We start from the raw sequence: 21242 nt of genomic DNA, 5'->3' as shown, positions 1-21242 counted from the left end.
CCCAGGCGACTCAGAAAAGCATCGCGGCGGCGAACGCGGCCAGCGCGACCGTGCACGCCGCCGCGGTCAGCGCCGCACGGGCACCCAGCGGCCGCGGTCGCGCGGCGCCCATGCCCTGCACCCGCCGGTTCGCCACCCTCAGGAACCCCAGCCAGGCGAGCACGCTCAACGACAGGGCGACCATCCCGGCCGGGGTGGCCCCGCCGTGCAGCGCCTGCTTTCCGGCCAGCAGCGCCACGACCGTGCACGACAGCGTCGTACGCCGCCACGCCAGCCTCGTCCGCTCGGGCTGGAGCCCCGGGTCGCGCTCCCCTGCGGTCACCGGCCCTCCCAGCCGAAGAGGACCACCACCACCATCGCCACGGCCACCACGGCGACCGCCAGACTCAGCAGCGTCGGGAAACGCGACACCGGCAGGTCCATCCCGCGCCGCATCGCCCGCTCGCACCGCACCCAGTGGTTGACGGCCCGCAGGGCGCACAGCACCCCGGCCGCCAGCAGGGCGAGCGCCAGGCCGGCCCGGACGCCCCACGCCAGCTCGGGCAGGAACTGGTCGACCGCGAAACCGCCGCCGATCAGCGCGAGAGCCGTCCGGATCCAGGCGAGGAACGTCCGCTCGTTGGCGAGCGAGAAGCGGTAGTCGGGCGTGTCGCCCTCTTCGCGGATCCGCTGCGGCGCGAACCACAGCCGCAGACCCCGCACAAAATCGTTCACGTACGGACCTTAAGCCGATCGGAACGACTGGAGCCGCCGGTAGGCCTCCAGCCCGTCCGGCACCCAGTCCCAGTCGCCGAGCCGCTGCTCCAGCTCCGCGTCCGTGAGAAAGGTGTGCCAGGCGACCTCCTCCACCTGCGGCCGAACCGGCAGCGCGCACCGCACCCGGTAGACGTACGACCACCAGCTGTGCCCGCCGCCCTCGTAGAGGAACTTGAACAGCGGCTCCGGACGGGGGAGTCCCGACACGCCCAGCTCCTCCTCCGCCTCCCGCAGCGCCGCCTCGTCGTAGGACTCACCGGCGCCGACCACCCCGCCGACGAACATGTCGTAGTGGGACGGGAAGACGAGCTTGGTGGCGGTCCTGCGGTGCACGAAGACGCGGCCCTCTGCGTCGCGGGCCTCGATGAACACGCAGCGGTGGCGCAGGCCCCGCGCGGTCGCCTCGCCGCGCGGGGCCTGCCCCACGACGACATCGTTCTCGTCGACGATGTCCAGGATCTCGTCAGAGGGATTCATGCCCCTCATCCAACATCAGCCCTCCGGCACCCATGTGACGTGAGGTTTCAGTGCGGCTGGAGGCTCTGCGAACGGCGTCCGCCCACCGGCCCCTCCGGCATCGCCGGGTGCAGCCCCAGCAGCACGATCCCGGCCACGATCGCCGCCAGCCCGGCCGCCTGCCAGGCCAGCGCGCCCGTGTCGGTGCGCACCTGGTCGCCCAGGAAGCCGATCCCGCAGGCGATCCCGGCCAGCGGCTGGGCCGCGGTCAGGGCCGGCAGCGACAATCGCAGCGGGCCCGTCTCGAACGCGCTCTGTACGAGGATGAGCCCCGTCACCCCCAGCACCAGCACCGCGTACGGCTGCCAGCTGGTGACGAACGCCGCCCAGCCCCCGTCGGAGAGCCGCTGCCCGCTGACCCGGGTGAGGGCGTCCTGGAGTCCGTACAGCAGGCCCGCCGCCACCGCGAGCAGCGCGGGGGACACCCCCGACCGAGCGTGCTTGGCGAAGGCCGTCAGCAGCAGGGCGAGCCCCACCACCACGCCGATCACCAGCCAGTGCCGCAGCGGACTGGACACCGCCTGCCCGCCCTTCGGCTCGCCCGCCACCAGGAAGGCGGCGACCCCGCCGGCCAGCAGCCACAGCCCGGCCCAGCCCTGCCGGCCCAGCCGCTGACCGGTGCGGTGCCGGGAAAGGGCCATCGCGAAGAGGAGATTGGTGGCGAGGAGCGGTTCGACGACGGAGACCTCGCCCTTGCCGAGCGCCACAGCGCCCAGCACCATGCCGCAGACCATCAGCCCGATACCGGCCAGCCAGGTGGGCACCCGCATCAGGTCCAGCAGCAGCCGGGGGGAGAGATAGTCGCTCCTCGGGGCGTGACTGGCGGCGGCCTGCTGCAGCACGAAGCCGAACCCCAGACAGCAGGCCGCACTCACGGCGAGCACGAGGACCAGCACCGACACGCTTCTCCACCCCGAGTCAGGCCGGAAGAGGGTGATTCGTATCGACGATAGCGCCTGGGGGCCGCCGGTGCGGCCGGAGTGCGGCCGACCGGGCGGTTGACGCCGGGGCGGCCGGTACCGAAGATCTGACGCACGAGTAACTTCGCGAGCGGCCGTACGGGTGACGTGCGGTCCTTGTGCCGGACCGCGGCCCGGCCGGCCCCGACAAGGATGGAAACCATGGCGTACGACGCTGATGTGATCGTGATCGGGGCAGGACTCGCGGGGCTGGTCGCCACGGCGGAACTCGTCGACGCGGGCCGTTCGGTGATCCTCCTCGACCAGGAACCCGAGCAGTCACTCGGCGGCCAGGCGCACTGGTCCTTCGGCGGCCTCTTCCTCGTCGACTCGCCCGAACAGCGCCGCATGCGGATCAAGGACAGCCACGAGCTCGCCCTCCAGGACTGGTTCGGTACGGCAGGCTTCGACCGCAAGGAGGACCACTGGCCGAAGAAGTGGGCCGAGGCGTACGTCGACTTCGCCGCCGGTGAGAAGCGCTCCTGGCTCCACGCCCAGGGCGTCAGGTTCTTCCCCGTCGTCGGCTGGGCCGAGCGCGGCGGCTACGACGCGAACGGCCACGGCAACTCCGTCCCCCGCTTCCACATCACCTGGGGCACCGGCCCCGGCGTCGTCGCCCCCTTCGAGCGGCGCGTGCGCGAGGGCGTCGCCAAGGGGCTCGTCAGCTTCCGCTTCCGCCACCGCGTCACCGGCCTCGGCCGCACCGGGGGCACCGTCGACACCGTGAGCGGCGAGATCTTGGAGCCCAGCGACGCGGCCCGCGGCACCGCGAGCAGCCGGGAGACGGCCGGCGCCTTCGAGCTCAGGGCCCAGGCGGTGATCGTCACCTCCGGCGGCATCGGCGGCAACCACGACCTCGTACGCGAGCAGTGGCCCGAGCGGCTCGGCACCCCTCCCGCCAAGATGCTCTCCGGCGTCCCCGCCCACGTGGACGGGCTGATGCTCGGCATCACCGAGGACGCGGGCGCCCACCACATCAACCGCGACCGGATGTGGCACTACACCGAGGGCATCGAGAACTGGAACCCGATCTGGGCCAGGCACGGCATCCGGATCCTGCCCGGCCCGTCCTCGCTCTGGCTGGACGCCCGCGGCAAGCGGCTGCCCGTCCCGCTCTTCCCCGGTTTCGACACGCTCGGCACCCTCGAACACATCATGCGCAGCGGCCACGACTACACCTGGTTCGTCCTGGACCAGAAGATCATCGGCAAGGAGTTCGCGCTCTCCGGCTCCGAGCAGAACCCCGACCTGACCGGCAAGTCCGTCCGTGACGTGATCGGCCGGGCCCGCGCGGACGTGCCGGGCCCGGTGAAGGCGTTCATGGACCAGGGCGTGGACTTCGTCGTCGAGAAGGACCTCGCCGCCCTCGTCCGCGGCATGAACGCCCTCACCGGCGAAGCGCTCATCGACGAGGACGACCTGCGCCGCGAGATCACCGCCCGCGACCGGGAGATCGCCAACCCCTTCACCAAGGACCTCCAGATCACCGCGATCAGGGGTGCCCGCACCTACCTCGGCGACAAGCTCATCCGTACGGCCACGCCGCACCGCATCCTCGACCCGAAGGCCGGGCCGCTGATCGCCGTACGGCTCAACATCCTGACCCGCAAATCGCTCGGCGGACTGGAGACGGACCTGTCCTCCCGGGTCCTCACCGCCGACGGCAGCCCCCTGGCCGGGGTGTACGCGGCCGGCGAGGCGGCCGGCTTCGGCGGCGGCGGGGTGCACGGCTACCGCTCCCTGGAGGGCACCTTCCTCGGCGGCTGCATCTTCTCCGGCCGGGCGGCGGGGCGCGCGGCCGCGGCGGCGGTCGTATAGAGCGGCCGGCCGGCGGGCCGCCTACGGCCCCGCGCGCGTCCGTCCGGTGGGGTTCCGGACCCGGAACCGTGCCGAGGCGCCGGATTCGGGCATGGGAAGAAGATGCCAGGAGTAGCCGAACCCGTCATCAACCTCGTCCGGCGCACCACCGAGCCCGTGGCCGCGCAGACCCTGCGTTCCACGGGCGCGGCGGTGATCGCCTATGCCGTGGCGACCGCGACGCTGACCGAGCCCGCACCGCTGACCGCACCGCTGACCGCACTGCTCGTCGTCCAGGTGACCCTCTACGCCACCGTCAACATGTCGGTCAAGCGTGTCGTGTCCGTCATCGTCGGCGTCCTCATCGCGAGCGGCTTCAGCGCCCTCGTCGGCATTTCCTGGTGGAGCCTGGGGCTGACCATCTTCACCGCGCTGATCATCGGCAGACTGGTCCGCGTCGACGAGTTCGTCCCCGAGGTGGCGATCAGCGCCATGCTCGTCCTCGGCGTCACGTCACAAACCGCGCGGTCCAGCATGGCGTGGGAGCGCGTGTACGAGACACTCATCGGCGCGGGCGTGGGCCTGCTGTTCAACCTGCTGTTCGCCCCGCCCGTCTGGGTGCAGACCGCGGGCACGTCCATCGACGGACTGGCCGGCCAGATGGGGCAGATGTTCCGCGACCTGGGGAGCGACCTCGCCCGTCCGGTCACCGTCCCGGAGGCGGCCGACCGGCTGCACCGGGCCCGCCGTCTCGACCACGACATCGTCGAGGTGGACGCCTCTCTGCGGCAGGCCGAGGAAAGCCTGATGTACAACCCAAGGGTGCGGCAGGGGCTGCTGCACCGGGTGGTGCTGCGCACCGGTCTGGACACGCTGGAGATCTGCGCGGTCGTCGTGCGGGTGCTGTCCAGGACGCTGACCGACCTCGCCAAGGACCGGGTCGACGAACCCCTCTTCCCCGCTGAGGTCGCCGGGCACATCACGGAACTGTTCGAGCAGATGGCGGGGGCCATCGAAAGCTTCTCGGTGCTCATCACCACTCCGGTGGCCGCCAGCGCCGAGGAGGCCGAGGAGCGGCTCACCGAGGCGCTCACCGCCAGCCGGACAACCCGGGACCTGGTGGCCGACATGCTGCTGGCCGCCGTCCAGGAGCATCCCAGGAAGTGGCAGCTGCACGGGGCCCTGCTCGCCGAGGTCGACCGCATCCTGGACGAGCTCGACATCGAGAAGCGCGCCGAACGTCTGGGCCAGGAGCTCGACCGCCGCTCGGCCGAGCTGCACGAGCGCCACCCCCGGCTGCTCGCGCTCCGGCGCCGCCTGGGCCTCGTGAAGGGCGGGGGCAGGGAGCAGAGTGCCGAAGTCGAGGTGCAGTGAGCGTCGGCCGGCCGTGCCGGCTCAGCCCCGTGCCACGTCGGGGCCGATACGCTCGGCGACCCGGAAGCGCTCGGCGACGATCATCGTGTCGTCGTCCACGGTGAACTCCGGGTCGCCGAGCGCGTCCCGCATCTCCTCGCTGTGCCAGAACCGCTCGTGGCCCGCCCGCCACTCGGCGACCGACGTGTAGCCCTCGCCCTCGTCCAGCGCGTGCTGGAGGCCGACGTCGGCGAGTCGCAGCACACGCACCTCGGTCACTTCGAGCACCGCGATCTCCCGCCCGTCCGAGTCGATGAGGGCGGACCGCTCACCGACCGGAGGCAGCTCCTCCTTCTCGATCTCGTACTCCACGAGCAGGCCGGAGGTCGACACCTTGCGCCCGTCCAGGACCGCGGCGACCAACTGGTCGCGCAGCGGACCGGGGAAGGCGAGCAGAAAGGGCTTGAGCGCTTCGCGGTTCGGCATGGCGCAAGTCTGGCATTCACGGTCCGCCCGCGCGGGGCAGATCTGACGGGACGGTGACGGACCGCCGCAGCCCCTGGCTTCCGGGGGCCCGGAGTGCTCGAATCGACGGGTGAACAGTTCTCCTCCCGATTCCGTTCCCGATTCCCCTTCCGGCGCGGAACCGGATCCCGGGGCCCAGGGCCCCGATCCCGACGGCACCGGCACGCCCGTGGGCCGCCGGCTCGTCCTGACGATGCTGGGCCTCGGCGCGGCCGGGCTCGTCGCCGCCCCCGTACTGCAGCGCACCCTCGAATCCGGCCTGGGCGCGCTCTCCGACAAGGACCCCACGGGGCTGACCGGGCTGCTGCCCAACGGCGGCGGCTTCCGCTACTACTCCGTCGCCACGTCCGTACCGAAGAAGAGCGCCGGCGACTACCGGCTGACCGTCGACGGTCTGGTCGACCGCCCGGCCACGTACACCCTCGACGCCCTCCAGCGCATGGAGCAGACCCGGATGGTCCGGGACGTCCAGTGCGTCACCGGCTGGCGGGTGCCCGAGACCCCCTTCGAGGGCGTACGGCTCTCCGCCCTGCTGGACGCGGCGGGGGTCCGGCCCGGGGCGAAGGCCGTCCGGTTCACCTGCTTCGACGGCGCCTACAGCGAGAGCCTCACCCTCGACCAGGCCCGCCGGGCCGATGTGCTGGTCGCGCTGCGGATGCAGGACCGGCCGGTGTCCCACTCCCACGGCGGACCGGTCCGCCTCTACGTGGCCCCGATGTACTTCTACAAGTCGGCGAAATGGCTCTCCGGGGTCACCGTCACGGACTCGGCTCGCCCCGGATACTGGGAGAAGCTCGGATATGACGTCGACGCCTGGGTCGGCCGGTCCAACGGCCGCGACGATGCCCCCACGACCTGAGGCGGACGGCCGGGTCCACCGGTTCAGCGGCGCGGTGCGATGGGTGCACCGCACCACGGCCGCGCTGATGCTCCTGTGCGTGGCGACGGCGGCCTGTCTGTACGTACCGCAGCTCGCCGAACTCGTCGGGCGCCGCCATCTCCTGGTCACCGTGCACGAGTGGTCCGGGCTGCTCATTCCCGTACCGCTGCTGGCGGGGCTTCTCGCGCGGTCCCTGCGGGCCGACCTGGGCCGCCTCAACCGCTTCGGGCCGCACGACGGGCAGTGGCTGCGGGCGGTACGCCGCCGTGACCACCGGCCCGGGTCCCGCCCGGCCGGGAAGTTCAACGCCGGACAGAAGCTGTACGCGGCGTGGATCGCGGGAGCGGTGCTCGTCATGGCGGGCACCGGGCTGCTGATGTGGTTCACCGGTCTGGCCCCGCTGATGTGGCGGACCGCCGCGACCTTCGTCCACGACTGGCTGGCGCTGGCCATCGGCATCGTGCTGGGCGGACACATCGCGAAGGCGCTCGCCGACCCGGAGGCACGCCGTGGCATGCGTACCGGGTCGGTCGAGCGCCAGTGGGCCCGCCGCGAGCACCCGCTGTGGCGGGAGCCGGGGGAGCGGTCGCTAGAGGACCAGTGACAGCAGCAGGATGAAGGCCAGCGAGACCACGGAGATGATGGTCTCCATCACCGACCAGGTCTTCACCGTCTGGCCGACGTCCATCCCGAAGTACTCCTTCACGAGCCAGAAACCCGCGTCGTTGACGTGGCTGAAGAAGAGCGAGCCCGCGCCGACGGCGAGGACCAGCAGGGCGGCGTGCGAGGTCGACATGTCGGCGGCCAGCGGGGCCACCAGACCGGCCGCCGAGATGGTGGCCACCGTCGCCGAGCCGGTCGCGAGCCGGATGCCCACGGCGATCAGCCAGCCGAGCAGCAGCGCCGGGATCGACCAGTTCTCGGAGAACTCCAGGATCATCTGACCCACACCGGCGTCGATGAGCGTCTGCTTGAAACCGCCGCCCGCACCCACGATGAGCAGCACACCGGCGATCGGGGCGAGGGACTTCTCCACGGTGGTGGAGAGCCGGCCCTTGGTGAATCCGGCCGCCCGGCCCAGCGTGAACATGGCCACGATGACGGCCGCGAGCAGGGCGATGAGCGGCGAGCCGATCACATCGGTGACCCGCTGGAGGCTCTGCTCCGGGTCGTCCACCACGATGTCGACCAGTGCCTTGATCAGCATCAGGACGACGGGCAGCAGGATCGTCGCCAGGGTGGCGCCGAAGCTCGGCCGGCGGTCCAGGTCCTCGGACGGGCGCTGCGGGATCATCTTCTCCGGCGCCTTGATGTCCACCCAGCGGGCGGCGTAGCGGGAGAAGACCGGTCCGGCGATGATCACCGTCGGGATCGCGACCAGGACACCGAGGGCCAGCGTGACGCCCAGGTTGGCGCCGAGGGCGTCGATCGCCACGAGCGGGCCGGGGTGCGGGGGGATGAGCCCGTGCATCACGGAGAGTCCGGCCAGGGCCGGGATGCCGATCCGCATCAGGGAGTAGTTGCCGCGCTTGGCGACGAGCAGCACCACCGGGATCATCAGCACGATCCCGACCTCGAAGAACAGCGGCAGACCGATGATCGAGGCGATCAGGACCATCGCCCACGGCATGGCCCGCTTGCTCGCCTTGGCGAGGATCGTGTCGACGATCTGGTCCGCGCCGCCGGAGTCGGCGAGCAGCTTGCCCAGGATCGCGCCGAGCGCGATGAGGACGCCGACGCCCGCCACGGTCGAGCCGAGGCCCGCGGTGAAGCTGGCTATCGTCTTCGCCGGCGCGGCGCCGGCGAACGAACCGAGGGCCAGCGAGCCGATGGTCAGCGCGAGGAACGCGTGCATCTTGAACTTGGTGATGAGCAGAACGATGACGGCGATGCCCGCCAGGACGGCGATGCCCAACTGCGCGTTGCCGGCCGAAGTGATCGGTTCGACGGCGTCCGCTGCCAGCATCTCGACGCTGAGACGTGTCACGGTGAAGATCCTTAGCTTTCGAGCCGGCGCAACGCGGCGACGGCTCGCTGGGTGATTTCCTGGGGGGTGCCGGACACATCCACGGCCACGCCGGCCTCGTCGTCCTCAAGGGGCTGGAGGGTGGCGAACTGCGAGTCGAGGAGTGCGGTCGGCATGAAGTGGCCCTTGCGGCCCGCCATCCGTTCCTCGATGAGCGACCGGTCGCCGCTCAGATGAAGGAAGACGGCGCCCGGGGCCTCGCTGCGCAGCCGGTCGCGGTAGGCGCGCTTCAGCGCGGAACTGCTGACGACACCGCCGAGCCCTGCCCGGCCGTGCGCCCACTGCCCGATCGCGTCGAGCCAGGGCCACCGGTCCGCATCGTCCAGCGGGGTGCCGGCCGACATCTTGGCGATGTTGGCCGCGGGATGGAAGTCGTCGCCCTCGGCGTACGGAACGCCCAGTTCGGCGGCGAGCAGGGGGCCGATCGTGGTCTTGCCGGTCCCTGCGACGCCCATCACCACAACGACGTGGGGGGTGCTCATTACGGTGCCTCGCTGTCTTCTTCGATGTCGTCCTCGACATCGGTCCGTCGCGCCACTGAAACCTATACGTACGACTTATTCAAGAGGGTGTGACGTAAACGTCGTACTTTTAGTTCGACCGGGACTCCGGAGGGCTTCCAGGAGCGGGCTTCCCACGCGTGCCCCCGTACGCTTGGTCCATGACCACACAGAGCCAGGGACTGCATACGCATGTGCTGGACACCCTGGGTCTGGAGATCGCCGCGGGTGAGCACCCGCCCGGCCAGGTCCTGCGCACGGACGAGCTCGCCCAGCGCTTCGACGTGTCCCGCACGGTCGTCCGCGAAGTGATCCGGGTCCTGGAGTCCATGCACCTCGTCGAGTCCCGGCGCCGCGTCGGCGTGACCGTACGGCCGACCGAGGCGTGGAACGTCTACGACCCGCAGGTCATCCGGTGGCGGCTGGCCGGCGCCGACCGACCGCGGCAGCTGCGCTCGCTGACCGTCCTGCGCTCGGCGATCGAACCCGTCGCCGCCTCGCTCGCCGCCCGCCACGCCACCGCCCGGCAGTGCGCCGAGCTCACCGAACGGGCCCTCGGCATGGTCGCCACCTCACGCGGCCAGCAGCTGGAGGCGTACCTGGAGCACGACATCGCGTTCCACCGGATCGTCCTCAACGCCTCCGGCAACGAGATGTTCGCCCGCCTCGGCGACGTCGTCGCCGAGGTTCTCGCGGGGCGCACCCACCACCAGGTGATGTTCGAGGACCCGGACCCGGCCGCCGTCACCCTCCATGTCCGGCTCGCCGAGGCGGTCCGCGAGGGCGACGCCGCCGCCGCGGAGCGGCTGACGAAGGAGATCGCGGTGGGCGCCCTGCACGAACTGGACGTACTCGCGCCCTGAGCCCGGTGAGCGCGTGTGCGCCCCGGCCGGCCCGCTCCCGCTCACGGCGTACGGTTGCTCGTGACCGGTCCTCAGGAAGACCGGTCTGACGGTACGTCGGGAATGGGAGACCACGGGAATGGCGCAGCACGTACAAGGGGTCATCGCACCGGGAAAGAACGAGCCGGTACGCGTCGAGACGATCGTGATTCCGGACCCCGGCCCGGGCGAGGCCGTGGTGAAGATCCAGGCGTGCGGCGTCTGCCACACCGATCTCCACTACAAGCAGGGCGGCATCAATGACGACTTCCCCTTCCTCCTCGGCCACGAGGCCGCGGGCGTCGTGGAGTCCGTCGGCGACGGCGTCACCGACGTCGAGCCGGGCGACTTCGTCGTCCTCAACTGGCGCGCCGTGTGCGGACAGTGCCGGGCCTGCCTGCGCGGCCGCCCGTGGTACTGCTTCGACACGCACAACGCCAAGCAGAAGATGACGCTGCTGGACGGCACGGAGCTCTCCCCGGCCCTCGGCATCGGGGCCTTCGCCGAGAAGACCCTCGTCGCCGCCGGCCAGTGCACCAAGGTCGACCCCGAGGTCTCCCCGGCCGTCGCCGGCCTCCTCGGCTGCGGCGTGATGGCCGGCATCGGCGCCGCCATCAACACCGGCCAGGTCGGCCGCGGCGACTCGGTCGCCGTGATCGGCTGCGGCGGTGTCGGCGACGCGGCGATCGCGGGCGCACGGCTGGCCGGAGCGGCGAAGATCATCGCCGTGGACATCGACGACCGCAAGCTCGAGACGGCCAAGAAGATGGGTGCCACGCACACCGTCAACTCCCGCTCCACCGACCCGGTCGAGGCCATCCGGTCGCTCACCGGCGGCAACGGCGCCGACGTCGTCATCGAGGCGGTCGGCCGCCCGGAGACCTACAAGCAGGCCTTCTACGCCCGGGACCTCGCGGGCACCGTCGTCCTGGTCGGCGTACCCACCCCCGAGATGCAGCTCGAACTCCCGCTCCTGGACGTCTTCGGCCGCGGCGGCTCGCTCAAGTCCTCCTGGTACGGCGACTGTCTGCCCTCCCGCGACTTCCCGATGCTCATCGACCTGCACCAGCAGGGCCGCATCGACCTCGGCGCGTTCGTCACCGAGACCATCGGCCTCGGCGACATCGAGCACGCCTTCGCCCGGATGCACGACGGCGACGTCCTGCGCTCGGTGGTGGTCTTCTGATGGCCGCCCGCATCGACCACCTGGTCACCTCCGGCACCTTCGCCCTCGACGGCGGCACCTGGGACGTCGACAACAACGTCTGGATCGTCGGCGACGACACCGAGGCGGTCGTCATCGACGCCTCCCACGACGCCGCCGCCATCGAGGCCGCACTCGGCGGACGCACGCTGCGCGCCATCATCTGCACCCACGCGCACAACGACCACATCGACGCGGCCCCGGCCCTCGCCGACGCCACCGGCGCACCGATCCTGCTCCACCCCGACGACCTGCCGCTGTGGAAGCAGACCCACCCGGACCGGGCGCCGGACGGCGAACTCACCGACGGCCAGGAGCTGCGGATCGCCGGGACGGCCTTGAAGGTCCTTCACACCCCGGGGCACGCCCCGGGCGCGGTCTGCCTGTACGCCCCCGAGCTGTCGGCCGTCTTCACCGGCGACACGCTCTTCCAGGGCGGGCCCGGCGCCACCGGCCGGTCCTTCTCGCACTTCCCGACGATCGTCGCCTCGATCAGGGACCGGCTGCTCGCCCTCGACCCGGCGACCACCGTCCGTACCGGACACGGCGACTCCACGACCATCGGCGCGGAGGCCCCGCACCTGGACGAGTGGATCGCCCGCGGCCACTGAGGCCCTAGCCCTGCCGCCACGCGGAGAGCCGCAGCCCGCTCTCGAAGCGGCGCGGCTCTCCCGTGACCGGATCGGTGAACCGCAGCGTTTTGGCCAGGAGTTGCAGGGGGTGCGCGAAGTCGTCGGGGGCGCCCTCCGCCTCGACCACGGGATAGACGGGGTCGTGGACGAGCGGCAGCCCCAGGCTGTTCATGTGGACCCGCAGCTGATGCGTGCGCCCGGTGGCGGGCAGCAGCCGGTAGCGGCCGAGCCCGTCCCGGTGCTCCAGCAGCTCGATCCGGCTCTCGCTGTTCGGCTCGCCGGGCTCCTCGCGGGCGGCGATCACCCCGCGCTCCTTCACGATGCGGCTGCGCACGGTGTGCGGGAAGACCAGCCGCGGTTCGTACGGTGCCACCGCCTCGTACTCCTTGTGCACCAGGCGGTCCCGGAACAGCGTCTGGTACGCGCCCCGTTCCTCCGGCCGCACGATGAAGAGGACGAGGCCCGCGGTCAGCCGGTCCAGCCGGTGGGCGGGCTGGAGCAGCGGCAGACCCAGCTCCCGCCGGAGCCGGGCCACCGCGGTCTCGGTGATGTGCCGGCCACGCGGGGTGGTCGCCAGGAAGTGCGGCTTGTCCGCGACGACCAGGTGCTCGTCCCGGTGCACCACACCGACCGGGAAGGGCACGGGCTCCTCCGGCGCGAAGTCCCGGTGGAACCAGAGGTGCCGGCCCGCCGCGTAGGGTTCGTGGCCCGTCACCGCACCTTCGGCGGACACGAACCGGCCCCCGGTCAGCATGGCGTCGACCCGGGCCGCGCCGATCGCTCCGGCGAACCGGGCCAGCAGATGATCGCCGACCGTCGCCCACTGCCCGTCCGGGTCCTCGGGGAGCCGCACCCGGACAGGATCGACCCCGTCGTGCTGGGGCAACGGCGACGGCGGAGGCTTCGCGCGGCCTCTCATCGGGGCCCGCCGGACGCCTTGGTGCTGGTTCTCATGATGCCGGGCATCTTTCCACAGCGACCGGCGCCTCAGGGTCGAGGACGAGGAGGGGAGAGCGTGGACAACTTCCCAGGACTGAAAGGATTCAAATCCCGGTGTACGGGGGTAGAAAGCGCTTGCGGCACGGCAAGGCTGCCGGTATCGCGCCGCACCCGCACCCGCATCGTCGAAGGAGCCCCGCCATGCCCCTTGCCCGCAGAACCGCCCCCGCCCTGCTGACCGCCGTGGCCGCCGTGGCCGCCCTCGCCACCCCGGCACTGGCCGACAGCACGGTGGCTGAGCCCGCCCCCGCCGGCTGCACCGGAACCGCCCCCGTGGTCTGCCACTTCGACGTGGCCCCCGGCACCTACCGCGTCACCGCTCGCATCGGCGGCGCCGCCGAGGGCCGTACGACGGTCACCGCCGAGACGCGGCGCACCGTGCTCGGCGAGACGCCGACCGCCGCCGGGCGGCCGGTGCTCCGCACCTTCACCGTCAATGTGCGCGAGCCGGAGGGCGAGCCCACCGGGGCGAGCGGCAGCCCCGGTCTCGACCTCACCTTCGGCGGCCCGGCGCCCCTTCTCACGGGGCTGCACGTCAGCCCGGCGCCGGGCACCCCGCAGCTGTTCCTGATCGGCGACTCGACGGTCTGCGACCAGCTCGGCAGCCCGTACACGGGGTGGGGCCAGGAGCTTCCGCAGTACTTCCGGGCCGGCATGTCCGTCGCCAGCTACGCGGACTCCGGCGAAAGCTCACAGACGTATCTCGACCAGCCCCAGCTCTTCCCCACCGTCCGCCCGCTGATCCGCCGGGGCGACACCGTGCTCATCCAGCTCGCCCACAACGACAAGCAGACGACCGCGGCGGACTACCGGGCCAACCTCACCACGATGATCGACGCCATCCGCGCCGAGGGCGGCCGGCCGGTGCTCGTCACCCCGATCGTCCGCCGCTGGTTCAACGCCGACGGCACGCTGGACAACGGAACCGCCCTGCTCGTCAACGGCCTCGGCGTCGACCTGCCCGCGCAGATCCGGCTCCTGGCCGCCGAGCACGACGTGCCGCTCGTCGACCTGACCGCGCTCACCCGGCAACGGGTCGAGGAGCTCGGCCCCGAGGGCTCCAAGGCCCTCTACCTCACCGCCGAGAAGCGCGACAACACGCACACCTCGGAGCGCGGGGCCACGGAGTACGCCGCCATGGTCCGCGACGCGCTCCGCGACCAGGACCTGCTGCCGGAACGTCTGTTCCGCTGACCCGAAGGCCCTGTCCCGCCCCGGCTTCAGGCCGGGGCAGGACAGGACTGATCACCCCAGCGCCGAGAACACGAACGAGAACTCCGCCGGCGCCGCGTCGAGCCGGTGCTCCGGCAGCACGCCCGGTCCGCACGACTGCGAGCCGATGCCCTGCAACGCGTGGTCCAGGTTGACCCAGACACGGTCCCCGGCCACCAGATCCGGCAGGTGCTCCGCCGCGTCCAGTTGCTCGCTCGTCCAGCGACGCGCGGTGAACCAGAACGGCGTGCCGCCCTCTGCCCGCAGCCCCGCACCACCGGTGTCCGTGAGCTCCGCCCAGCGCACGTCGGCCCGGGCCCCGTTCTCCTGGGGCCTGACGTACGGGGTCTGGAGCGCGTCCACCTCCCTCTCCCACGTCCCGAGCAGCGCGGCCGCCCGGGTGTCCGGGTACGCCTCGCCCGGTCCGCCGCCGGACCACCGCGCACCGCCGTACGCCGCCGGCAGCCCGAACCGGATGCCGAGCCGGGGCAGCGGCACCCGCCAGTCGCCCTCGGGCACCACGGACACCGTCAGCCCGAGCCGGTCCCCGCCGGCCGTCCACCGGTAGGTGGTCCGCAGCCCGAGGTCCCAGCCCGCCGGGGCCACGCGGGTCCGGACGGTCAGCGCGTCCCCGTCCGCCTCGACCGCGTCGATCCGGTGCCGCATCCGGTGCAGCCCCAGCTCCCGCCACCGCAGCCCGAACCGCTCGTCCGGCTGCCAGGCGGCCCCGTTGTCGTTGTCGGTGGGCGCCCGCCACACATCCAGCCGCAGGGCATCCACCGGGACGTCCCCGATGCGCACCGGCGCCCCGGTCGCCGCGTCGAAGACGCCCGGCCCGAGGGTGATCACACCACCGGACCGCACCGGACGCTCACCGGCCGCCGGAGCCGGGGTGGCCGGCGCACCCGTTTCCACCTGGCCCCACGCCACGACGTGCCCGCGCTCGCCCCAGGCGGTGTCCTCGGCGAGCACCGCCCGGACCGTCCACAGACCGTCGCCCGCGGCATCGGGCGTGACCTGCGCCGAAGCGCCGGGCGGGAGCTCCGGCACGGCCAGGGTGCCCGAGGCGACGACCGTGCCGTCCACCTCGTGCGACCAGACGAACTCGAGGTGCTCCAGCCCCGCGAAGTCGTAGCCATTGGTGACCGCGAACGAACCGGCAACCGCTCCCGGGCCGATCCGCACCGGCTCGATGACCTTCTTGTACTCGACGAGCCCGGGGGAGGGTGTGCGATCCGGGAAGAGCAGCCCGTCGCAGACGAAGTTGCCGTCGTGCAGCTCCTCGCCGAAGTCCCCGCCGTAGGCGAAGCCGTGCTCGGGGTGGGCGAAGCCGTGGTCGATCCACTCCCAGACGAACCCGCCCTGGCAGCGCTCGTACCGCTCGAAGAGCCGCTGGTACTCGCTCAGTCCGCCCGGTCCGTTGCCCATGGCGTGCCCGTACTCGCACATGATGAAGGGCATCGCGCGGCGCCGGGCGTCGAGTCCGGCGTCGGCCAGCGGCTCCTCCGCACGCTTGCCGATGAGTTCGACCTCGGCGTGTGCCGGATACATCCGCGAGTACAGATCGACGTCCTCGCAGGACAGATCGCCCTCGTAGTGCAGCAGCCGCTCCGGGTCCCGTCCCCTGATCCACTCGGCCATCGCGGTCAGACCGCTGCCCGCACCGCACTCGTTGCCCAGCGACCAGATGATCACCGAGGCGTGGTTCTTGTCGCGCTCGACCATGCGGGCCGCCCGGTCGAGCAGGGCGGGGGTCCACCGCTCGTCGTCGACCGGGTTGCCCCGCCACTCCAGGTCGACAAAGCCATGTGTCTCCAGATCGCACTCGTCGATCACCCAGAGACCCAGCTCGTCGCACAGGTCGAGGAAGGCGGGGTGCGGCGGATAGTGGCTGGTCCGCACCGCGTTGATGTTGTGCTGCTTCATCAGCACCAGGTCCCGCCGCATCGTCCGCGCGTCGACGGCCCGGCCCGTCTCCGGGTGGAACTCGTGCCGGTTCACCCCGCGGAACAGCAGCCGCCTGCCGTTGACCTTGATGACGCCGTCCTCGACGACGACCGTACGGAAGCCGATCCGCAGCGGAATCCGCTCGCCGGCCGTCACCAGCTCCGCGTCGTACAGCCGGGGCGTCTCGGCGGTCCACGGCTCGACCGGCAGCGTCACGGACTCGCCCGCCGCCATGTCGACACCCAGCTCGGGCACCAGGACCCGGCCCTTTGCTCCCTCGCACTCCACACGCAGTGTCCCGGAGCCGTCGCGGTGGTCGTAGGCGGCGTGCACGAAGAAGTCCCGGGCGGCGCCCCGCGGCCGGTGCAGCAGCGTGACCTCACGGAAGATGCCCGGCAGCCACCACTGGTCCTGGTCCTCCAGGTAGCTACCCGACGACCATGCGTGCACCCGCACGGCGAGGACGTTCTCACCGGGCTCCAGCAGATCGCCCACGGCGAACTCGTGCGGCAGTCTGGACCCCTTGAAGTCACCCAGCTCCCGCCCGTTCAGCCAGACCCGCGCGCACGACTCCACGCCCTCGAACCGGAGCACGAACTCGCCGTCCCCGGGCCGGTCCCCGGGCAGCGTGAACGTCCGCAGATGGTCACCCGTCGGGTTCTCGGACGGTACCCGCGGCGGATCGACGGGGAAGGGATAGACGACGTTCGTGTACGCGGGAGCGCCTCCGGCCCCCTGGAGCACCCAGTGACCGGGCACCGCGACCGTTCCCCATGCCGAGGCGTCGAACCCCGGCCGTGCGAACGATTCGTCCTCGGTGCGGGCCCCCGGCGAGAGCCGGAAGGCCCAGGCGCCGTTCAGGGACATCCGCCAGGCGTCGGACGCCGCGTACCAGGACCGCGGCGCGAGGCCGCCGGTACCCGGGCTCGGATCCTCGTACCAGGACAGCGTGTCGGTGCGGCTCATGGTTCTCCTCGCTCGGGAACGCCCTTTCTCGGAGGTGACGTTAGCCAGCAATGAACCGTTTCAACAAGGGGTGGCAGGCCGCATGGTGAAGCGCCGCGCGGGTTTCGCCGAACCGTTCCGTCAGCCGTGGGAGTCCCGGCAACGCAAAGTGCCGATCAGGATTTCTCCTGATCGGCACTCTGTCTCTTCTGTGTCCGAGGGGGGACTTGAACCCCCACGCCCGATAAAGGGCACTAGCACCTCAAGCTAGCGCGTCTGCCATTCCGCCACCCGGACCAGGTGTCTGTCTTGCGGGCCCTGCCCGTTCCGACGTGGAAAACCATAGCAAACATTGGGGGGTGCTCGATCACGCCCCCTTCGTGTGACGGGCGTGTGACGAGGGGCGGGCGCCCTTGGGTACGCGGGCCGGGCGCGGGAGGATGAGGCGGAGCACCACAGCGACAGCGGAGGGAACCAGCGTGAGCGAGACCAGAGCGGCCAGGACCGGCGCGGGCGAGAGCGCCGAGAACGAGGTCGTCGACCTCTGTCGCGATCTCATCCGGATCGACACCAGCAACTACGGGGACCACTCGGGCCCGGGCGAGCGCGCGGCCGCCGAGTACGTCGCGGAGAAGCTCGCCGAGGTGGGCCTGGAGCCTCAGATCTTCGAGTCCCACAAGGGCCGTGCCTCCACGGTGGCGCGGATCGAGGGGGAGGACCCGTCCAAGCCGGCGCTGCTGATCCACGGCCACACGGACGTCGTACCGGCCAACGCCCACGACTGGACGCACCACCCCTTCTCGGGGGAGATCGCGGACGGCTGCGTCTGGGGCCGGGGCGCGGTCGACATGAAGGACATGGACGCGATGACCCTGGCGGTCGTACGCGACCGGATGCGCAGCGGCCGCAAGCCCCCGCGCGACATCGTGCTGGCCTTCCTCGCGGACGAGGAGGCGGGCGGTACGTACGGCGCCCGCTACCTCGTCGACAAGCACCCGGACCTCTTCGAGGGCGTCACCGAGGCCATCGGGGAGGTCGGCGGCTTCTCCTTCACGGTCAACGAGAACCTGCGGCTCTATCTCGTCGAGACCGCGCAGAAGGGCATGCACTGGATGCGGCTGACCGTGGACGGCACGGCCGGCCACGGTTCGATGACCAATGACGACAACGCGATCACCGAGCTGTGCGAGGCGGTCGGGCGGCTGGGGCGGCACACCTGGCCGGTGCGGGTGACCAAGACCGTGCGCTCCTTCCTGGACGAGCTGTCCGACGCGCTGGGCACCCCGCTCGACCCGGAGGACATGGACGCCACGCTGGCCAAGCTGGGCGGCATCGCCAAGATGGTCGGCGCGACCCTGCGCAACTCCGCGGCGCCCACCATGCTCGGCGCCGGGTACAAGGTCAACGTGATCCCGGGCCAGGCGACCGCCCATGTCGACGGCCGCTTCCTGCCGGGGTACGAGCAGGAGTTCCTGGCCGACCTCGACCGGATCCTCGGCCCGCGGGTCAGGCGCGAGGACGTGCACGGTGACAAGGCGCTGGAGACCGACTTCGACGGCTCGCTCGTGGACGCGATGCAGATCGCGCTCAAGGCCGAGGACCCGATCGCGCGCGCGGTCCCGTACATGCTCTCCGGCGGTACGGACGCCAAGTCCTTCGACGACCTGGGCATCCGCTGCTTCGGATTCGCTCCGCTGAAGCTTCCGCCGGAGCTGGACTTCGCGGGCATGTTCCACGGGGTGGACGAGCGCGTGCCGGTCGAGGGTCTGAAATTCGGCGCGCGGGTGCTCGATCGCTTCATCGACCACAGCTGACCTCCTGGCACTCGGATCCCCTGGCACTCGGACCTCCTTAAATCGCCAGCGTGTACGTGCCTCACCGGAACGAGTGAAAGGGATGGATCGCTCGTAGCCCGATTACTTCTTCCTCGTTACAGGTGATGCGGTCCGCGGCTGGGACCGCATTTGCCAACTAGGAGGAATAATGATCAAGAAGATCGTCGCCGCTGCGGCTGTCACCGGTGGTCTGGTGCTCGCGGGCGCCGGCATGGCCGTCGCCGACTCGGGCGCCCAGGGTGCCGCCATCGGCAGCCCCGGCGTGCTCTCGGGCAACGTCGTTCAGGTTCCCGTCCACGTTCCCGTGAACGTGTGCGGCAACACGATCTCCGTGATCGGGCTGCTGAACCCGGCCTTCGGCAACACCTGCGTCAACGCCTGACGTTGTGCGTCAACCCGCAAGGGTTTGAGCCCGTTCGGCCCCGGAGCGCACGCCATGTGCCCCGGGGCCGTCGGGTCCTTTGCCTCCGCACGGTCAAGTCCGGGGGTATTCCGGAAGGTAGAAGGCAGGAAACAACCTATGCGACAGGTCACGCGTAAAGGCCTGATCACCATGGCGGCTGCGGGCGGCGTGCTCGCGCTCAGTGGCGGTTACGCGCACGCCGACGCGGGAGCGGCCGGCGGCGCATCGAATTCCCCGGGGGTGCTTTCAGGGAATTCGGTACAGATCCCGGTCGAGATCCCGGTCAACGTCTGCGGCAACTCCGTGAACGTCGTGGGGCTGCTCAACCCGGCAGCGGGCAACGCCTGCGCGAACGTTTCGAACGGCGCCTCGGCGGGCCATCACGGTTCGTCCGGCTCCTCGGGCAGCCACGCCTCGGACCACGGCAGGGCGTCGCACGACCGCGGGCAGGGCGATCGGGCGGGCACCGGGAAGCACCGAGGGCCGGGCCGCGACCACGGGGGCGGTGCCACCGCGGAGGGGACCGCGCAGGGCTCGCCAGGAATCCTCTCGGGCAACCAGATCCAGGTGCCCATCGACATCCCCGTCAACGCCTGCGGGAACAGCGTCACCATCGGTGGCCTGCTGAACCCCGCCCTCGGCAACACGTGCGAGAACGACAGCACGCCGCCGGTCGTTCCGCCCACCCAGGTGCACCACGAGACACCGCCGGAGCCGGGACCGCACACCGTCCCGAACGCGCCGGAGCCGCAGACCCTGCCGGCGAGCACGCCGCAGCTCGCGCACACCGGAGGGGGCGGGCTCGACCTGCTCGTTCCGGCGAGCGCGGGGCTGCTGCTGGCCGGTGCGGGCACGGTGCTGTACCGCCGCTCCAAGGCCGCCGCCTGACGGCAGCGGTCAGCACGGCGAAGGGAACGGGCCCCGCGGCAGCGGGGCCCGTTCCGTGTCACCAGGTGGCCCGCAGCTGGCGGATGATCCGCCGCCGCAGCCGCACCCGGCGGCTGCCGTCCAGGCGCAGGGTCAGGCGGTCCAGCTCCCAGTGCCCGTACTCGGCATGGTCGGTCAACAGGCGGGCGGTCTCCTTCCGGGACACCCCGCGCGGCACGTACACGTCGACAAATTCGTATTCCGGCATCGCATCTATTGTGCGGGCAGAGCCCGTGTACGGATAGCGTCTGCCCTATGTCTGATGCTGCGCAGCCCACCGCTGCCGAGGTACGCGCCGCCGCCGATGCGGTGAAAGCCGCGATCGACCACCACCTCGCGGCCGTCGAACGCCGGTCCGGGGACGACGACCCCGCTGTCTACGACGCGTTCAACGCACTGGCCGCTGCGGCCGAGGTCTACGACGAACTCCTCTACGACCGGCATGACGAGGTCACCCCGTTCGAGATCCCGGGGGTGGAGGACTCCCTGCCGCCGTACAGCGGCCCGGAGGAGCCGAACGCGCTGAGCGTGCTCATCCGCCGCGACTACGCGGTGGTCGAGCCGCAGCGGCTGCTCGCCCAGGCGCAGCGCCTCGCCGACGTGGAGGCCGCCGACGGCGGCAGCGAGGGCGCGGCCGAGGTCGGCGGCAGCGTCCACGCGGCGCTGGGGGTGCTCTTCGGGGAGTACGAGGCGGACGAGATCGCCTCCAGGCACGCCGAGTTCGGTCTGGAGGAGGGCGACTCGACGCTCTGGGTCGCGGCCGCGGAGGAGCTGCCGGAGCCGGGTGAGTGGCTGGGTGCCCCGTTCGACGACGCGGACCCTCAGCTGGTGGTCTGCCGCTTCGACGTCAGCGCGGTCTTCGACGACGACGAGGCGGACGAGGAGATCGACGGTCTGACGAGGGGCCGGAGCTGATTCCCCGCCGCTGCCAGAGCCTCTGATCCC

At 71.5% G+C, this 21242-nt stretch carries 22 protein-coding genes and 1 tRNA gene; 12 read left to right on the top strand and 11 right to left on the bottom strand.

Annotation, left to right across the window (positions count from 1 at the left end):
• Positions 1-10 precede the first annotated feature (10 nt).
• The 4 genes from ABTX18_RS19340 to ABTX18_RS19325 are packed head-to-tail and all read right to left on the bottom strand — an operon-like array spanning position 11 to position 2174.
• Entirely contained in the window at positions 11-322 is a 312-nt protein-coding gene (locus ABTX18_RS19340) for a DUF202 domain-containing protein (RefSeq protein ID WP_352123904.1), read from the bottom strand.
• A complete protein-coding gene (locus tag ABTX18_RS19335; RefSeq protein ID WP_352123903.1) occupies positions 319-714 on the bottom strand; it encodes a YidH family protein in 396 nt (131 codons plus the stop codon). The genes ABTX18_RS19340 and ABTX18_RS19335 overlap by 4 nt, the downstream gene beginning before the upstream one ends.
• Positions 715-723: 9 nt before the next feature.
• The gene (locus tag ABTX18_RS19330; protein ID WP_352123902.1) at positions 724-1233 is read right to left on the bottom strand and encodes an NUDIX hydrolase; all 510 of its coding nucleotides are present in this window, start codon (positions 1231-1233) and stop codon (positions 724-726) included.
• Positions 1234-1280: 47 nt separating this feature from the next.
• Complete coding sequence (locus ABTX18_RS19325; protein WP_352123901.1) at positions 1281-2174, bottom strand: DMT family transporter; 894 nt, start codon at positions 2172-2174, stop codon at positions 1281-1283.
• Positions 2175-2393: 219 nt separating this feature from the next.
• On the opposite strand from ABTX18_RS19325, the gene ABTX18_RS19320 reads away from it, so the two are divergent.
• Both ABTX18_RS19320 and ABTX18_RS19315 read left to right on the top strand, forming a co-directional pair.
• Positions 2394-4049: an FAD-binding dehydrogenase gene (locus ABTX18_RS19320; RefSeq protein WP_352123900.1), complete on the top strand. Its 1656-nt coding sequence runs from the start codon at positions 2394-2396 to the stop codon at positions 4047-4049.
• 102 nt (positions 4050-4151) lie between these two features.
• The gene (locus tag ABTX18_RS19315) at positions 4152-5402 is read left to right on the top strand and encodes an FUSC family protein (protein ID WP_352123899.1); all 1251 of its coding nucleotides are present in this window, start codon (positions 4152-4154) and stop codon (positions 5400-5402) included.
• A gap of 21 nt (positions 5403-5423) precedes the next feature.
• Here ABTX18_RS19315 and ABTX18_RS19310 read toward each other — a convergent pair whose 3' ends face one another.
• Positions 5424-5867, bottom strand: coding sequence for an ASCH domain-containing protein (locus tag ABTX18_RS19310; protein WP_352123898.1), 444 nt, complete (start codon positions 5865-5867; stop codon positions 5424-5426).
• Positions 5868-5976: 109 nt separating this feature from the next.
• Here ABTX18_RS19310 and ABTX18_RS19305 point away from each other — a divergent pair, with 109 nt between their 5' ends.
• Both ABTX18_RS19305 and ABTX18_RS19300 read left to right on the top strand, forming a co-directional pair.
• On the top strand, positions 5977-6765 hold the full coding sequence (locus ABTX18_RS19305) for a molybdopterin-dependent oxidoreductase (protein WP_503061169.1): 789 nt from the start codon (positions 5977-5979) through the stop codon (positions 6763-6765).
• Entirely contained in the window at positions 6749-7390 is a 642-nt protein-coding gene (locus tag ABTX18_RS19300) for a cytochrome b/b6 domain-containing protein (RefSeq protein ID WP_352123897.1), read from the top strand. The genes ABTX18_RS19305 and ABTX18_RS19300 overlap by 17 nt, the downstream gene beginning before the upstream one ends.
• Here ABTX18_RS19300 and ABTX18_RS19295 read toward each other — a convergent pair.
• Both ABTX18_RS19295 and ABTX18_RS19290 read right to left on the bottom strand, forming a co-directional pair.
• Positions 7376-8773, bottom strand: a complete 1398-nt coding sequence (locus tag ABTX18_RS19295) for a GntP family permease (protein ID WP_352123896.1) — start codon at positions 8771-8773, stop codon at positions 7376-7378. The two genes, ABTX18_RS19300 and ABTX18_RS19295, sit on opposite strands and share 15 nt — an antisense overlap.
• A gap of 11 nt (positions 8774-8784) precedes the next feature.
• Positions 8785-9294 (bottom strand): gluconokinase, encoded by a 510-nt coding sequence (locus ABTX18_RS19290; protein ID WP_352123895.1) that lies wholly within the window; start codon positions 9292-9294, stop codon positions 8785-8787.
• Positions 9295-9473: 179 nt separating this feature from the next.
• On the opposite strand from ABTX18_RS19290, the gene ABTX18_RS19285 reads away from it, so the two are divergent.
• From ABTX18_RS19285 to ABTX18_RS19275, 3 genes are all read left to right on the top strand, one after another.
• A complete protein-coding gene (locus ABTX18_RS19285; protein ID WP_352123894.1) occupies positions 9474-10175 on the top strand; it encodes a FadR/GntR family transcriptional regulator in 702 nt (233 codons plus the stop codon).
• A gap of 118 nt (positions 10176-10293) precedes the next feature.
• Complete coding sequence (locus ABTX18_RS19280; RefSeq protein WP_352123893.1) at positions 10294-11379, top strand: S-(hydroxymethyl)mycothiol dehydrogenase; 1086 nt, start codon at positions 10294-10296, stop codon at positions 11377-11379.
• Positions 11379-12008, top strand: a complete 630-nt coding sequence (locus ABTX18_RS19275) for an MBL fold metallo-hydrolase (RefSeq protein ID WP_352123892.1) — start codon at positions 11379-11381, stop codon at positions 12006-12008. The genes ABTX18_RS19280 and ABTX18_RS19275 overlap by 1 nt, the downstream gene beginning before the upstream one ends.
• Positions 12009-12012: 4 nt before the next feature.
• On the opposite strand, the gene ABTX18_RS19270 is transcribed toward ABTX18_RS19275, so the two are convergent.
• Positions 12013-12948, bottom strand: a complete 936-nt coding sequence (locus ABTX18_RS19270) for a pseudouridine synthase (protein WP_352123891.1) — start codon at positions 12946-12948, stop codon at positions 12013-12015.
• Between the two features lie 221 nt (positions 12949-13169).
• On the opposite strand from ABTX18_RS19270, the gene ABTX18_RS19265 reads away from it, so the two are divergent.
• Positions 13170-14222 (top strand): rhamnogalacturonan acetylesterase, encoded by a 1053-nt coding sequence (locus tag ABTX18_RS19265; protein WP_352123890.1) that lies wholly within the window; start codon positions 13170-13172, stop codon positions 14220-14222.
• A gap of 51 nt (positions 14223-14273) precedes the next feature.
• Here the strand turns inward: ABTX18_RS19265 and ABTX18_RS19260 are convergent, their stop codons facing one another.
• Entirely contained in the window at positions 14274-17153 is a 2880-nt protein-coding gene (locus ABTX18_RS19260) for a glycoside hydrolase family 2 TIM barrel-domain containing protein (protein ID WP_352123889.1), read from the bottom strand.
• A 191-nt stretch (positions 17154-17344) separates the two neighbouring features.
• A tRNA-Leu gene (locus ABTX18_RS19255) sits at positions 17345-17429 on the bottom strand.
• A gap of 182 nt (positions 17430-17611) precedes the next feature.
• Here ABTX18_RS19255 and ABTX18_RS19250 point away from each other — a divergent pair.
• From ABTX18_RS19250 to ABTX18_RS19240, 3 genes are all read left to right on the top strand, one after another.
• Complete coding sequence (locus ABTX18_RS19250; RefSeq protein WP_136328226.1) at positions 17612-18946, top strand: M20/M25/M40 family metallo-hydrolase; 1335 nt, start codon at positions 17612-17614, stop codon at positions 18944-18946.
• 169 nt (positions 18947-19115) lie between these two features.
• Positions 19116-19349, top strand: a complete 234-nt coding sequence (gene chpH / locus ABTX18_RS19245; RefSeq protein WP_123528131.1) for a chaplin ChpH — start codon at positions 19116-19118, stop codon at positions 19347-19349.
• 138 nt (positions 19350-19487) lie between these two features.
• Complete coding sequence (locus ABTX18_RS19240) at positions 19488-20258, top strand: chaplin (RefSeq protein WP_352123888.1); 771 nt, start codon at positions 19488-19490, stop codon at positions 20256-20258.
• Between the two features lie 58 nt (positions 20259-20316).
• Here ABTX18_RS19240 and ABTX18_RS19235 read toward each other — a convergent pair whose 3' ends face one another.
• Positions 20317-20505, bottom strand: a complete 189-nt coding sequence (locus ABTX18_RS19235) for a DUF5703 family protein (protein WP_136328229.1) — start codon at positions 20503-20505, stop codon at positions 20317-20319.
• Between the two features lie 47 nt (positions 20506-20552).
• Here ABTX18_RS19235 and ABTX18_RS19230 point away from each other — a divergent pair, with 47 nt between their 5' ends.
• Positions 20553-21212 (top strand): hypothetical protein, encoded by a 660-nt coding sequence (locus tag ABTX18_RS19230; RefSeq protein WP_352123887.1) that lies wholly within the window; start codon positions 20553-20555, stop codon positions 21210-21212.
• The last annotated feature ends 30 nt before the right edge of the window (positions 21213-21242 follow it).

Origin of the sequence: Streptomyces sp. NPDC096323, from assembly GCF_040302845.1 — a bacterium.
Classification (GTDB): domain Bacteria; phylum Actinomycetota; class Actinomycetes; order Streptomycetales; family Streptomycetaceae; genus Streptomyces.
The sequence above is the reverse complement of the archived record's forward strand: the minus strand, read 5'-3'. Positions and strand labels throughout refer to the sequence as shown.